Here is a 13832-nt window from a genome sequence, read left to right as displayed (position 1 = left end):
TTCGAGCACCCGCAGTGTGCCAGCCATCATGAAAACTCTGACAGGAGACGAAGAATAGCCCGACAGTTGAGGGTTATCCTCTTTTGCGCAGCACATAAACCCGCCACAGGGCCGAGCCGGGCATGAACTCTTGCTGGTTCAGCACCGTAAAGCCCGCCTGGCGAAACTCCGCTTCCACCTCCACACGATGGGACAACAAGGGTTGCCCTGTGCCCGGCGGGTGGAGCTGACGATGGCGGCTGTCGCTGTCCACCGCGACAATCACCGTGTCGCGGCTGACCCGGTGAAACTCGCGCAACAGCGTCAGTCGCGCCTCGACACTGGAGACGTGGCGAAACAGTTCCAGGCAAAAAATACAGTCCACCGCGTTGGCCGACAGGCCGATGGAAAATGCCGAACCCTGGAACGTCTTGATCCGCCGCAGAAAGGCCGCGCCATAGTGGCTCTGGGCATGATCAAGCATGGTCTGGGAAAAGTCCGAGGCCAGGATCACGCGATTGCTGTGCTCGGCCAGCACCGGCCAGAAGCGTCCCGCCCCACAGGCCAGGTCCAGCAACAGGCCGGGCTCCCCCGCGACTTTCAGAGCCTGGCGCACCAGGCGCTCGTCGCGCCATAACCACAGGCGCCGCAACAAGCCTGGCGGCCGTGGGTCACCACAGACGCGAGCGTGGTCACGATCACAGCGCGCGGCGAATTCAGCCTCGATGGACGATGGGGGTTGCGACGACATCACGGTACTCATGTAGATGAACCGGTCTCTACGGACACTGGACTTTCAGCTTAATCACACCCGCGTGAAAAAAAGGTCGAAAGACTCAGGGTTCATCATCACGCCTGGTGCAGGTACCAGCGCCAGTCCTGCTCGCCCACCTCGCCCATGAACTGCCGGTACTCGGCCCGCTTGACCGCCAGGTACACGCCGAGAAATTCCTCGCCGAACGCTTCACGCGCCCAGGCCGAACCTTCCAAGGCACGCAAAGTGGTGAGCCAGTCGGTGGGCAGCAGCTCCTTGGCCTGGGCATAACCGTTGCCCGTCACCGGCGCGCCGGGATCGCGCTGCTCGCGAATGCCACGGTGGATCCCCGCAAGGATGGCCGCCGCCGCCAGGTACGGGTTGGCATCGGCGCCACAGATGCGGTGTTCGATATGCCGCGAAAACGCCGGCCCACCCGGCACCCGCAGGCTGACGGTGCGGTTGTCGACACCCCAGGTGGCCGCCAGCGGCGCATAACTGTTGCTCTGGAAACGCCGGTAAGAGTTGGCGTTGGGACAGAACAGCAGCAAGGAATCGAGCAAGGTGCTGAGCATCCCGCCGACCGCCTGGCGCAGCAGCGGCGTACCGTCGGCTGCCTCGCTGGCAAACAGATTGTTGCCATCGGCGTCCGCCAGGCTGACGTGCATGTGCATGCCGGTGCCGGCCAGGTCGTCGAACGGCTTGGCCATGAAACAGGCGGTCATCCCGTGTTTGTGGGCCACGCCCTTGACCAGGCGCTTGTAACGCACCGCCTCGTCCATCGCCTGCAACGCATCGCTGCGATGCTCGAGGGTGATCTCCACCTGGCCGGGGGCGTATTCGGAAATCGCCGTGCGCGCGGGAATGCCTTGCAGCTTGCAGGCGCTGTACAGGTCGGCCAGAAACGGCTCGATCTGCTCCAGCTCGCGCAGGCCGTAGACCTGGGTCGAGCGCGGGCGACCGCCGTCCATATCCCGCGCCGGTTGTGGGCGGCCGTTACTGTCGGGCTTCTGGTCCAGCAGGTAGAACTCCAGTTCCGCCGCCATCACCGGGTAATAACCATCGGCCTTGAGCCCGTCGATGACCTTGGCCAGCAGGTGCCGGGGGTCGGCCACGGTCGCCGGCAAGCCTTCCTCCGGGTGCATGCTGACCTGCACCGCCGCCGTGGGAATCAACCGCCACGGCATGCGCTGCAAACTACCGCTGATCGGGTAGGCGCGGCAGTCGATATCCCCCACCTCCCACACCAGGCCGGAGTTTTCCACGTCATCGCCATTGAGCGTCAGGCCCAGGATGGTACTGGGCAGCGGCCGGCCGGTGGCGTAGACCGCCAGCAGTTCATCACGGTGCAGCAACTTGCCGCGGGGCACGCCGTTGCTGTCGAGGATGAACAGCTCGAACATCTCGATATCGGGGTTTTGGTCAAGAAAGGATTGGGCTTCGTGCAGGCTGGCAAAGACGGTACTCATGGCAACTCTCTTACGTTTGCGTCAGGCAGGCGCGCGCGACGGCGCACCCGTGATGGGGGCAATCAGCGTAAGGGAGCGGTATCCGGCGGGCGGGCATGGCGGCAGTGCCACAGTGCCCAAAAGGCCAGTTCAGAAGGCAGTGCATCAACGCCCAGCCGACACACCGGGCGGCTGGGCGCGGTGGCGCCAGGCGAGGCCTCGGGGTGAGTGTCGGGGGAACCGTCCATGCAGGGATCACAGTGAAGAGATGAGCGCCAGCCTCACACGCTGGGTTACGCCCTTAAATTCAGTCTTGGTGGAGTTCACTTTCAGGATGACTAAACATTCGCCACCCACTCACCACGTCGACAAACGCCCGGCATGCCGCGCTGCGATAAGCGCCCTTGCGACTGAGCAGGGCCACCGTGCGCTGCGGCAACGGCGGGCGCAGTTGCACCGCGTGCAAGCCCTGCTGGGCCATGGCCACCTCGCGGGGCAGGATCGTCGCCAGTTGGGTATGGCGAATAATTTCAATCACCGCACTGATCGAATTGGCCTGCATGGCAATCTGCGGCGTTATCTCCAGCGTCCGGCAATAGTCATCAATGTAACGTCGCGTCGCAAATCCGCTGTTCAACAGCACCAGGGGTTGCTGCTTGAAGTCAGCCAGCTTGAGCCACTGTTTGCGCTTCAAGGTTGGATGACTGGCGCTGGCCACTACGCTCAACTCCTCGACAAACACGCCTTGGCATTCGATGTCTGGCATGTGCTCGCCGCTGAAGCCAATGCCGATATCCAGCAGATCCTCGGTCAGCGCGCGCTCAAGACGGTCCTGGGGCATTTCCTCGACGCTGACGGTGATCCCCGGATACTGCCGATAAAACCGGGCCAGCAGCGGCCCGATCAGGTACGCGGTGAACGTCGGGGTCATGGCCAGGCGTAAATTGCCGCGGCTCAGGTCCTGCACGTCATGCATGGCCCGGGTGCCCGCCTGCAGATCCTGCAGCGCCAGGCGGGCAAACCGCACATAGGCCTGGCCCGCGTCGGTCAGGTTGACACTGCGCCCGGAACGATCCAGCAGCGGTGCCCCCAGGCTCTCTTCAAGTTGCTTGATCTGTTGCGACAATGTCGGCTGCGACACATGCAACGCTTCGGCAGCCCGCGTGAAGTTACGGTGTTCGGCGACGGCCAGCAGGTAGCGGATATGACGTAGCAGCATGCAAAACACTCCAGCTATAGGCATGACTTATAGAAACCATAATAAGCCGGTCTTGGACCCTATAACCAAAAACTTCCATCCTTGCCCCATCAGCGACGCAAGGAGAAACACCATGCAGCATCTCATCGACGGCTTGCGCAAGTTCCAGAGCGAAGCCTTCAGCCAGCGCAGTGACCTGTTCAAGCAACTGGCAACCACGCAACACCCCAGCACGCTGTTTATTTCCTGCTCCGACAGCCGTGTAGTCCCGGAGCTGTTGACCCAGCAGGAACCAGGCGATCTGTTTGTGATCCGCAATGCCGGCAATATCGTGCCGTCCTACGGCCCGGAGCCGGGCGGGGTCTCGGCCACGGTCGAATATGCGGTGGCCGTGCTGGGGGTCAGCGATATCGTGATTTGCGGCCATTCCGACTGCGGCGCCATGACGGCCATTTCCACCTGCAAATGCCTGGATCACTTGCCCGCCGTGGCCAACTGGCTGCGCCATGCCGAGTCGGCCAAGGTGATCAACGCCGCACGTACCCATGCCTCGGATGCAGAGCGACTGAGCGCTCTGGTACGGGAAAACGTGGTCGCACAATTGGCCAACCTCAAGACTCATCCCAGCGTCGCCCTGGCGCTGGAACAGGGCCGGCTGAGCCTGCATGGCTGGGTCTACGATATCGAAAGCGGCTGCATCAACGCCCTGGATGGCCGCACCGCTCGCTTTGTATCCCTGCTGGACAATCCACAGACCCGCGCACACGCCGCCTGAACCTTATTTAACCGAAGAGGAAGTCATCATGCTGCAATCCCAATTGTCCCAAACCCCACGCCTGGCCCTGGCTGACACCGTGATTGATATCAAGGCCCGCAAAAACCTGTCCTGGCAGGACCTCAGCGACGGCACCGGCCTGAGCCTGGCGTTCGTCACCGCGGCCCTGCTCGGGCAACACCCGCTGCCCAAGGACGCAGCCGATGTGGTGTGCGCCAAACTGGGCCTGGACGCGGACGCCAGCCGTCTGCTGCAAAGCGTGCCTCTGCGCGGCAGCATCCCCGGTGGCATTCCGACGGACCCGACCGTGTACCGTTTCTATGAAATGCTGCAGGTCTATGGTTCAACCCTCAAAGCCCTGGTCCACGAGCAGTTTGGCGATGGCATCATCAGCGCCATCAACTTCAAGCTGGACATCAAGAAGGTCGAAGACCCGGACGGCGGCTCCCGCGCGGTCATTACCCTGGACGGAAAATACCTGCCGACCCAGCCGTTCTAATCCCCGGGCAACCGTCTACGCTCTTGGGACATTCACAAGAACGAGGGACGGGTAATGAAGGGAATGCTCCGCGCCACCTGGCTGCTACTGTTGCTGTGTTTCAGCCAGGCCCAGGCCGCAACCCCCAATGAACAGGACGCCCAGGCCGCCAAGGCGCTGCTGGAGAAGGCCCTGGCTTATTACCACGACAACGGTGACAAGGCCTTCGCCGCCTTCAGCCGCCAGGGCGAGTTTGTCGAAAAGGACCGCTATGTGTTCGTGGTCGATACCAAGGGCGTGCTGCTGGCCAGTGGCGGTCCGTCATCGGCGCTGATCGGGCGCGACGTGTCCGAAGTGCTCGGGCCGGACCTGCGCCAGTCGTTCAAGGCGGCGCTGAAGATCCCGGAAGGCAATGGCATCCAGCAGGCCGAGTACCGCTGGCAGAACTGGAACGACGGCAAGGTGGAGCGCAAACATGTGTTCTATCAGCGCATCGGCCAGCGCATCCTCGCCGTCGGCTATTACCTGCCCCGGGCCACGCCCGAACAGGCCAAGGCCCTGCGGGACAAGGCGGTCAGGGAACTGGAGAAAAACGAAGCCGGCGCGTTGAAAGCCATCAATGCGCTGCAAGGCGGCTTTTTGCAGGACGACCTGTATGTGTTTGTGGTCGACCTGGATACCGGGCGCTATGTGGCCCACGGCACCAACCTGCGCCTGATCAATACCGACTTCGCCAAGGTCAAGGACCCGGACGGCAAGCCCGTGGGCGAGCCGATCCTGCAACTGATGAAGGAGCAGGATCAGGGGGAATATCAATACCGCTGGAAAAACCCGGTGACCGGCAAGGTGGAAAACAAGCATGCCTATCTGCGTAAGAGCGGGCATTTTCTGGTGGCGGTGGGTTACTACAGCCCGTAAGCGGGCTACGCGCACAGTTGCACTCCATGTAGGAGCCGGCTTGCCGGCGCCTACGCTATCGCGCCTTGTCTTCGCGCCCCCGCAACAGGTGGTTTGGCATCGCAATCGCCGCCGCCAACCCCAGCAACGACACCGCCGCACTGACCATCAGTAAATGCCGGAAGGTGCTCAGCAACTCCCTCCGCAACGCATCCTGCGCTGGGCCAGGCGCCGCGTTGAGGCCATCGAGCAACACATTGCCGGAGCTGCCTTCGGCCATCATCGAACCACTGGCCAGATGGGCAAAACTCGAATCCTGCAACAACGCCAACAGCAAGGCCGACATGCACGCCACCCCAACCGCGCCACCCAGTGAGCGGAACAGGTTGGTGGTGCTGGTGGCGACGCCGATGTCGTGTTGCGCCACCGAGTTTTGCGTGCCCACCAGGGAAGTCGGGAACTGCATGCCCGAGGCAATGCCGCTGAGCACCATGAACAGGCTGCTGAGCATCAGCGATTGGGGTGCGCTGAAGGCCATGCCGAGGATCGCAATCGGCGTGAGCAGCGCCCCGCCAAGGATCATCGGTTTATAGCGACCGGTCACCGAGGTCATGCGCCCGGCAAAGAACGCGCCCATCGGCAAGCCTATGGCCAGCGGCAGCAGATGCAAGGCGGCGCTGTCGGCACCGGCACCGGTGACGCTCTGGTAACGCAGGGGCATCAGCACGATCAGCGAGATGGCCTGGAAGCTGGTGAAGAAAATCGTGCACCAGCACAACACCGCGCTGCGGTTGGCGAACAGGTGCATGGGCAACAAGGGCTCCCGCGCCCGGCGCTCATGCCAGACAAATATGCTCAGCGCCACCAAGGCACACGCCAGCAGGCCCAGCACCTGATCATCACGCCAATGATGGCCCTGGCCGATTTCGGTGATGCCCAGCAACAACGCCGTCAAGCCAATGATCATCAGCAGCGTGCCGAGGTAATCAATGACCGGCTTGCGCTGCGGCACCGGCAGCCCCACCAGGGTGCGATGGGCCACCCACCAGGCGCCCGCGCCCAATGGCAGGTTGATCAAAAACACCCAGCGCCACGACAGGTACTCGGTCATATAGCCGCCCAACACCGGCCCGGCCACGCTGGCGACCGCGTACATGCTGCTGAAGTAACCCTGGTAACGCCCACGCTCACGGGGCGGGATAATGTCGCCGATGATCGCCTGGCTCACGGAAATCATCCCGCCTGCGCCAATGCCCTGGAGGATGCGCGCCAGCACCAGCTGTTCCATGCTTTGCGCCATGCCACAAAACAGCGAGGCGACGGTGAACAGGCCCATGCCGATCAGCATCATCGGCCGCCGCCCATACAGGTCGCCGAGCTTGCCGTAGATCGGCACGGCCACAGTCATCGCCACCATGTAGCCGGAGATGACCCAGGCCAGCAGGTTGACGTCGTTGAACTGCGCAGAAATGGCCGGCATCGACACGGCGACGATGGTCTGGTCCAGCGCGCCGAGGAAAATCGCCAGCATCAGGGCGGCGAGGATACTGCGTACAGAAGGAGTGGGCTGGGTCACGACAGAACCTGTAGGCAAGGCCCACGGGAAAAGAGCCCCGTGGCAATGCCCGATAGCTTACTCGATAGCCGGCTACTCGATAGCCTCGTAAGGAAGTCCGACGTAATTTTCTGCAATGGTTTTGCGCCCCGCCTGCGACTCGACAAAGTACTCCAGCTCGCTCTGGGCAATACGTTGGCTGAAGCCATCCGCCTCGGGAAACTGGTGCAGCATCGAGGTCATCCACCAGGAAAACCGTTCAGCCTTCCAGATGCGCCGCAGGCAGATCTGTGAATATTTCTCCAGCAACTCCACGCGCCCTTCCCGGTACACCTTGCGCAAGATAGTGAACAAGGTGCTGACATCACTGGCCGCCAGGTTCAGGCCCTTGGCGCCGGTGGGTGGCACGATATGGGCGGCGTCCCCCAGCAGGAACAGGCGCCCGTACTGCATCGGCTCCACCACGAAACTGCGCAGCGGGGCGATGCTCTTTTCGATCGACGGCCCGGTCACCAATTGCGCGGCCAACTCATCGGGCAGGCGCGCCTTGAGTTCATCCCAGAAGCGCTGGTCGGACCATGCCTCAAGCGACTCCTCGGCCGGCACCTGCAGGTAATAACGGCTGCGGCTTGGCGAACGCATGCTGCACAGGGCAAAGCCGCGTGGGTGCTTGGCGTAGACCAGTTCGGCGTGGACCGGCGGGGTGTCGGCGAGGATACCCAGCCAGCCGAACGGGTAGACTCGCTCGAAGGTCTGGAGCACATCGGCGGGGATCGACTGGCGTGCCACGCCGTGGAAGCCATCGCAGCCGGCGATGTAGTCGCAGTCCAGGCGCACGTGTTGGCCCTGGTGCTCGAAGGTCAGCCAGGGCCGTTCGCCCTTGAGGTCGTGGGGCTGAACATTGCGCGCTTCATACAGGGTGATCGCACCGGCTTGCTCGCGGGCCGCCATCAGGTCGCGGGTGACTTCGGTCTGGCCGTAGATCATCACGGTCTTGCCGCCGGTCAGGGATTTCAGGTCGATATGTTGCAAGCGCCCGTTCAGCGCCAGCTCGAAGCCTGCATGTACCAGGCCCTCGGCATCCATTCGCTGGCTGACCCCGGCCTGGCGCAACAGGTCGACCATGCCCTGCTCCAGCACACCGGCGCGAATACGTCCGAGGACATAGTCGGGGGCCTGGCGCTCAAGAATCAGGGTTTCAATTCCCGCATTGTGCAGCAACTGGCCGAGCAGCAGCCCCGAAGGGCCGGCGCCGATAATGGCGACTTGGGTTTTCAGGGTTTTCATTATTTTTATGGCCCGCCTGCTTCCCCCGAACGTATTCAGTGAAAGCGTTGTCATTGGTTTTGGTGCTGGCATTTTTCCCTTGAGTGAGCCCCATAAGAAGGTGAAAACTGAGCCAAAGCCTGCGCTTTTCGCCAATTGGGGCGATTACCGAACCACTGTCCTGAGTATCGGATTGAAACCATGACCAAAAATGCCAGTCCCGCCGTTCCAGTGTTCAAACTCTATGGGGAAAGCCAACAGTGGCCGACCCCGGATTTGTTGCACTGTGAAACCATCTCCCGGCGCAGCCGTGAGTACCAGTGGGAGATCCAGCCCCACCGACATGCGGACCTGTGCCAGTTGCTCTACGTGTACAAAGGCCAGGCGCAGTTGGAGATCGAGGGCCAGCGCACGACGCTGACGGAATCGACCCTGCAAGTGCTGCCGCCGTTATGCGTGCATGGGTTTCGGTTTGCCGAGGATGTGCAAGGGTTTGTGGTGACGCTGGCTGCGCCGCTGGTGGCGCATCTGCAAGGCCAACTGGGCTCGGCGGTAGACGGCTTGAGCGCCCTGGGCAGTTATCCGGCGGGCCAGGACAGTGACTACCTCAATAGCCTGTTTGCCCGGTTGCAGGATGAATACAACGATAACTTCCCGGCCCGGGACATGATGATGCACGCCCTGGTCAGCGTGCTGTTGGTGTGGATCAGCCGCCAAGCCATCCAGCGCTGCCATACCCGGGTGCCACGCAGCCTTGAGTATTTTCGGCGCTTCACCCAGTTGGTGGAGCAGCACTACCGCGAACACCCGAAGATCGAAGACCTGGCGCACAAGCTGGGGATCTCGGTGTCGCACCTCAACGGCACCTGCCGCGAACTGGGCGGGCAGCCGGCCTTGCAGATCATGCACGACCGCCAATTGCTGGAGGCCAAGCGCCTGCTGACCTACACCAGCATGACCATCAATGAAATGTCCGACGTACTGGGGTTTTCTGATCCGACGAACTTTTCTCGACTGTTTCGCCGCCGCGTCGGGTTTTCACCCAAGGTGTTTCGCGAACAGTTGAATGCAGAGTGATCGACCGCCCACCTTTTGTAGGCCGATTTACTGTGGTGAGAAGGTTTGTTGTGCTGAGGGGGCTTGTTGTGGCGAGGGGGCTTGCCCCCGTTGGGGCGCGAAGCGGCCCTGAAATGGGACTGCTACGCAGTCCAACGGGAGCAAGCTCCCTCGCCACAAGAGCCATAGAAGCCCCAGAAGCCACAGGAGCTCCATTGCCACCACAGCCCTCCGGCTTAGCGCAACGCGCTCAGGGTCGCCGAGTAGGTGCATTGTCCGTGGTTGCAGGTTGCGGCCATGCCGGGTTGCATGCGGGCCTGTTCGGCGCGGTAGGCGGCGGTGCCATAGAGGGCAGTGGCCAGGGCGCAGAGGGTAAAAATCATCAGGTACTTTCTGGTTTTGATCGTCATGGCGGTGACCTCCGGACAGATCAAGAAGGTGCTGTGGTAAGCATAGGTCAGCCAGGGCGAGTTGCCAGTATTGAGGGGTATTCAGGCGCCTTATCGCACGTCTAGCCCTGCATCCCATTGCGGCTGCGGCGGGAACCTCAACACCAGGAAATCCAGAAGGCTGCGCAACGCCTGGGGCATGTGCTTGCGCGAGGCATACACCGCGTACATGTTCATCTGCCGTGGCTCGGCATGGGGCAGCAGGCGGATCAACTGGCCGCTGCGGATGTAGTCGCCGGCCTGGTAGGTCGGCAACATCGCCACCCCCGCCCCGGCCAGGGTCACGCGTAGCAAGGTGCTGGCTTCATTGGCGCTGATGTTGCCGTGTACCGGCACCGACACCGGCTCGCCATCTTCCTCGAAATGCCACAGGCTTTTGCCGAAGTAGGAGTGGGTCAGGCAATTGTGCCCCGCCAGCTCTTCTACCCGCTGCGGTTGCGGATGTTCCAGCAGATAGGCCGGCGACGCGCAGATCACCGAGCGGCATACCGTCAGGTGCCGCGCAATCAGGTTGGGGTCCAGGTCGTTGCTGGTGCGGATCGCCAGGTCGATGCGCTCATCCACCAGGTTCACCGTGCGGTCGAGCATTTGCAGATCAATGGTCACCTGCGGGTAGCGCTTGACGTACTCGGCCATCGCCTCCGCCAATTGCGCCTGGCCAAACGAGGTGCTGACACTCAGGCGCACCAGGCCACGAGGGGTGTCGTCCGGTTCGCTGACGGCGGCCTGCATGTCGCAGGACAATTCCAGCATCTGCCGGCAACGCGGCAGGGTTTCGCTGCCGGCGGCAGTCAGGCTGAGCTTGCGCGTGGTGCGGTGCATCAGGCGCGCGCCCACCCAGTCCTCCAGCTCTGCCAGGTAGCGCGACACGACTGGGCGCGACAGGTCCAGATGATCGGCGGCCGCAGACTGGCTGCCCAGGTCGACCACCGTGACAAACACCCGCATTGCTTGAAGACGATCCATGATTTGCCCGGTTTTAGAAACAAACTATGTTCCAGCATCGCATTTTTTGCTGCGTTAAGTGCAACTAAGCTCTGTCCATCGCCTGCCAAGGCACCTCTGACCTGGACCTGAACATGCTCACCACCCTCAAGCGCTTCGTATTGGCCACAACCGTACTCGGCTTTGCCGCTCACGCAGCTGCCGCCGACCTTACTCTCGACGTGTACAACCCCGGTGAATCGGCGATCTTCCCCGTCAGCTCGGTGCTGGTCAGCGGCGAGAAAGACGCGATCCTGGTAGACGCGCAGTTCGGCAAGGGCCAGGCCGAGCAACTGGTGCAGAAAATCCGCGCCAGTGGCAAACAGCTGACCACCATCTACATCAGCCATGGCGACCCGGATTACTACTTCGGCCTCGACACCCTGGCCAGTGCTTTCCCACAGGCCAAGATCCTTGCACCGCAGCCGGTGGTCGACCATATCAAGGCCACCGTTGCCGGAAAAGTCGCCTACTGGGGCCCGAAAATGGGTGCCGACAAACCCGCCAAGACCATCATTCCTCAGGTCCTCGAAGGCCATAGCCTGACGCTCGAAGGGCAACCGCTGGAAGTCATCGGCCTGGACGGCCCGCAGCCGGATCGCAGTTTCGTCTGGATCCCATCAATCAAGGCCGTGGTCGGCGGCGTGGTGGTCTCGGACAATATCCACTTGTGGATGGCCGACACCCAGGGTGCGCAATCCCATGCCGATTGGCTGGGCACCCTGCAACGTATCGAAAAACTCAAGCCGGTCACCGTGGTGCCGGGCCACTACCTGGGCACGCCCTCGGTCAAATCCGTCGCCTTCACGGCCGACTACATCAAGGCTTTCGATGTAGAAACCGCCAAGGCCAAGGATTCCGCCGCCCTGATCGCAGCCATGAAAAAACGCTACCCGAAGCTGGCCGATGAAAGCTCCCTGGAGCTGAGTGCCAAAGTCGCCAAGGGCGAAATGCAGTGGTGAATTGATCCAACTCTTACCGCACTGGAGAACGTCATGAGCAAGATCGCAATCATTGGTGCCACCGGCCGTGCCGGTAGCCAACTGCTGGAAGAAGCCCTGCGTCGCGGCCATACGGTCACGGCCATCGCACGCAACACTGGGGCTATCGCCGCGCGCCCGGGCTTGACCGTCAAACAGGCCGACGCCCTGGACGCTGCTGCCCTGCAACAGGCCATCAGCGGCAGCGACGTGGTGATCAGCGCTGCGCACTTCGCCACCCTGCCGGCCCCTGCGGTGATCGGGCCGGTAAAACAGGCGGGCGTGAAGCGTCTGCTGGTGGTGGGTGGCGCGGGCTCGCTGCTGTTGCCGGACGGCGGGCGGGTCATCGACAGCCAGGGTTTCCCTGCCGAATACAAGGCCGAGGCCAGTGCTGGCGCGGCATTCCTCGACACCCTGCGTCAGGAAAAGGAACTGGACTGGACCTTCCTTTCGCCCTCGGCAGAATTTGTCGAGACCGAGCGCACCGGCACCTTCCGCCTGGGCCAGGACGACCTGTTGGTGAGCAGCGCAGGCCGTAGTTGGATCAGCTTTGCCGACTTCGCCATTGCCCTGATAGACGAAGTGGAAACACCGAAGCATTCGCGCCAACGCTTTACCGTGGGTTACTGACACACCCTGCCGACGAAATCGCCCAGGCTTGTGTGGGAACTGTCTTACCCGGTTCCCACACAAGCCGGTGCCGGTTTTTTCAATAGTCCCTGCGACTTTCTGATTTGCCCACTGCCCTGCGCAGCCGCCTAATAGCAGCCTTGTCCATTCAAGGCCCGCCCATGGAAAACGTCCACGCCAAACCCACCACCGCCCTCTGGCTGATGATCAGTGTTGTGCTGGTGGCCCTCAACCTGCGCCCGTCCATGGCAGCAGTCGGTCCTTTGTTATCGTCGATCCGTGGTGATATGCCGCTGAGTTTCAGCACCGCGTCGTTGTTGACCATGCTGCCGGTGATGGCGATGGGCTTGGCGATGTTCTTCGGTATGAGCCTGGGCAAACGCTTTGGCGAACATCGCAGCATCGTGCTGTCGCTGGTAGTGATTGGCCTCGCCACCCTGTCACGGCTGTTTCTCGACTCCGCCGCCGAATTGATCCTCAGCGCCATCGCCGCCGGCGTGGGCATTGCGCTGATCCAGGCGTTGATGCCGGCGCTGATCAAGTCGCGCTTTCGTGACAATGTTTCACTGTTCATGGGCCTGTACGTCACCGCGATCATGGGCGGCGCGGCATTGGCGGCGTCGTTCTCGCCGTTTATCCAGGTGCAGACCGGCAGTTGGCGGATCGGCCTGGCCATCTGGGCGGTGCTCGCCGTGCTGGCGCTGCTGTTCTGGTATGCCCAGCGCGCGGCATTGCCTCCCCTGCCCCACGCCGCTACCGGTGCGCAGGCGTCGTTTTTCGGTAATCGCCGCGCATGGTTGCTGGCGATATTTTTCGGCCTCGGGACCGCTTCCTACACCTGCGTGCTGGCATGGCTGGCGCCGTACTACGTCGAGCAGGGCTGGAGCGAACAGAGTGCCGGTTTGCTGCTGGGTTTCCTGACCGCCATGGAGGTGGTCTCCGGGCTGATCACCCCGGCCATCGCCAACCGGCGCCAGGACAAGCGCGCGGTGGTGGCCGTGTTGCTGGTGCTGATCATCGCCGGCTTCTGTGGCCTGATCCTCTCCCCACAGCACCTCACCCTCCTGTGGCCATGCCTGCTGGGCCTGGGCATTGGCGGGCTGTTCCCAATGAGCCTGATCCTGTCCCTGGACCACCTGGACAACCCGCGCCGTGCGGGTGGCCTGACAGCCTTCGTGCAGGGTATCGGCTACCTGATTGCTGGCGTGTCGCCACTGATCGCTGGGGTGATTCGCGACCAACTGGGCAGTTTCGAATGGGCCTGGTGGTCGCTCACGGCGGTGGTGGGGGTGATGCTGCTGATGGTCCTGCGCTTCGACCCGCGCCACTACGCACGGCATATTCGCTAGGGCGTCGTGTTCCAAACAGTATCTGTCCCACAAC

14 protein-coding genes are annotated in these 13832 nt (G+C 62.3%); 7 read left to right on the top strand and 7 right to left on the bottom strand.

What is annotated here, in order from left to right:
• Positions 1-73: 73 nt before the first annotated feature.
• The 3 genes from JFT44_RS12805 to cynR form a co-directional block, all read right to left on the bottom strand.
• Positions 74-730: a class I SAM-dependent methyltransferase gene (locus JFT44_RS12805; RefSeq protein ID WP_057441289.1), complete on the bottom strand. Its 657-nt coding sequence runs from the start codon at positions 728-730 to the stop codon at positions 74-76.
• 98 nt (positions 731-828) lie between these two features.
• A complete protein-coding gene (locus JFT44_RS12800) occupies positions 829-2202 on the bottom strand; it encodes a glutamine synthetase family protein (protein WP_057441291.1) in 1374 nt (457 codons plus the stop codon).
• 286 nt (positions 2203-2488) lie between these two features.
• Positions 2489-3400: a transcriptional regulator CynR gene (cynR, locus tag JFT44_RS12795; protein WP_057958802.1), complete on the bottom strand. Its 912-nt coding sequence runs from the start codon at positions 3398-3400 to the stop codon at positions 2489-2491.
• Positions 3401-3512: 112 nt separating this feature from the next.
• On the opposite strand from cynR, the gene JFT44_RS12790 reads away from it, so the two are divergent.
• Genes JFT44_RS12790 through JFT44_RS12780 form a run of 3 tightly spaced genes read left to right on the top strand, consistent with a single transcriptional unit; the run spans position 3513 to position 5550 of the window.
• Complete coding sequence (locus JFT44_RS12790) at positions 3513-4154, top strand: carbonic anhydrase (RefSeq protein ID WP_057958801.1); 642 nt, start codon at positions 3513-3515, stop codon at positions 4152-4154.
• 28 nt (positions 4155-4182) lie between these two features.
• Positions 4183-4653 (top strand): cyanase, encoded by a 471-nt coding sequence (gene cynS / locus JFT44_RS12785; protein ID WP_057958800.1) that lies wholly within the window; start codon positions 4183-4185, stop codon positions 4651-4653.
• 54 nt (positions 4654-4707) lie between these two features.
• The gene (locus JFT44_RS12780) at positions 4708-5550 is read left to right on the top strand and encodes a cache domain-containing protein (protein WP_198830777.1); all 843 of its coding nucleotides are present in this window, start codon (positions 4708-4710) and stop codon (positions 5548-5550) included.
• A 55-nt stretch (positions 5551-5605) separates the two neighbouring features.
• Here JFT44_RS12780 and JFT44_RS12775 read toward each other — a convergent pair whose 3' ends face one another.
• Together JFT44_RS12775 and pobA are read right to left on the bottom strand one after the other, a co-directional pair.
• Positions 5606-7060, bottom strand: coding sequence for an MDR family MFS transporter (locus tag JFT44_RS12775; RefSeq protein WP_233098352.1), 1455 nt, complete (start codon positions 7058-7060; stop codon positions 5606-5608).
• 117 nt (positions 7061-7177) lie between these two features.
• Complete coding sequence (gene pobA, locus JFT44_RS12770; RefSeq protein WP_169960425.1) at positions 7178-8362, bottom strand: 4-hydroxybenzoate 3-monooxygenase; 1185 nt, start codon at positions 8360-8362, stop codon at positions 7178-7180.
• Positions 8363-8551: 189 nt separating this feature from the next.
• Here pobA and JFT44_RS12765 point away from each other — a divergent pair, with 189 nt between their 5' ends.
• The gene (locus JFT44_RS12765; protein ID WP_115127604.1) at positions 8552-9427 is read left to right on the top strand and encodes a helix-turn-helix domain-containing protein; all 876 of its coding nucleotides are present in this window, start codon (positions 8552-8554) and stop codon (positions 9425-9427) included.
• Between the two features lie 215 nt (positions 9428-9642).
• On the opposite strand, the gene JFT44_RS12760 is transcribed toward JFT44_RS12765, so the two are convergent.
• Positions 9643-9816, bottom strand: coding sequence for a hypothetical protein (locus JFT44_RS12760; RefSeq protein ID WP_162947714.1), 174 nt, complete (start codon positions 9814-9816; stop codon positions 9643-9645).
• Between the two features lie 90 nt (positions 9817-9906).
• Complete coding sequence (locus JFT44_RS12755) at positions 9907-10821, bottom strand: LysR family transcriptional regulator (protein ID WP_057441299.1); 915 nt, start codon at positions 10819-10821, stop codon at positions 9907-9909.
• Between the two features lie 113 nt (positions 10822-10934).
• Between JFT44_RS12755 and JFT44_RS12750 the strand changes: the two genes are divergently transcribed.
• The 3 genes from JFT44_RS12750 to JFT44_RS12740 all read left to right on the top strand — a co-directional run bounded on the left by JFT44_RS12750 (position 10935) and on the right by JFT44_RS12740 (position 13798).
• Positions 10935-11801, top strand: coding sequence for an MBL fold metallo-hydrolase (locus JFT44_RS12750; RefSeq protein WP_057441301.1), 867 nt, complete (start codon positions 10935-10937; stop codon positions 11799-11801).
• Positions 11802-11834: 33 nt separating this feature from the next.
• A complete protein-coding gene (locus tag JFT44_RS12745) occupies positions 11835-12449 on the top strand; it encodes an NAD(P)-dependent oxidoreductase (RefSeq protein ID WP_120732140.1) in 615 nt (204 codons plus the stop codon).
• A 161-nt stretch (positions 12450-12610) separates the two neighbouring features.
• On the top strand, positions 12611-13798 hold the full coding sequence (locus JFT44_RS12740; RefSeq protein WP_198830775.1) for a cyanate transporter: 1188 nt from the start codon (positions 12611-12613) through the stop codon (positions 13796-13798).
• Positions 13799-13832 lie beyond the last annotated feature (34 nt).

It is taken from the genome of Pseudomonas sp. MF5691, from assembly GCF_016405645.1.
Lineage (GTDB): Bacteria > Pseudomonadota > Gammaproteobacteria > Pseudomonadales > Pseudomonadaceae > Aquipseudomonas > Aquipseudomonas shahriarae.
This window is presented reverse-complemented; position numbering and strand designations above follow the sequence as displayed.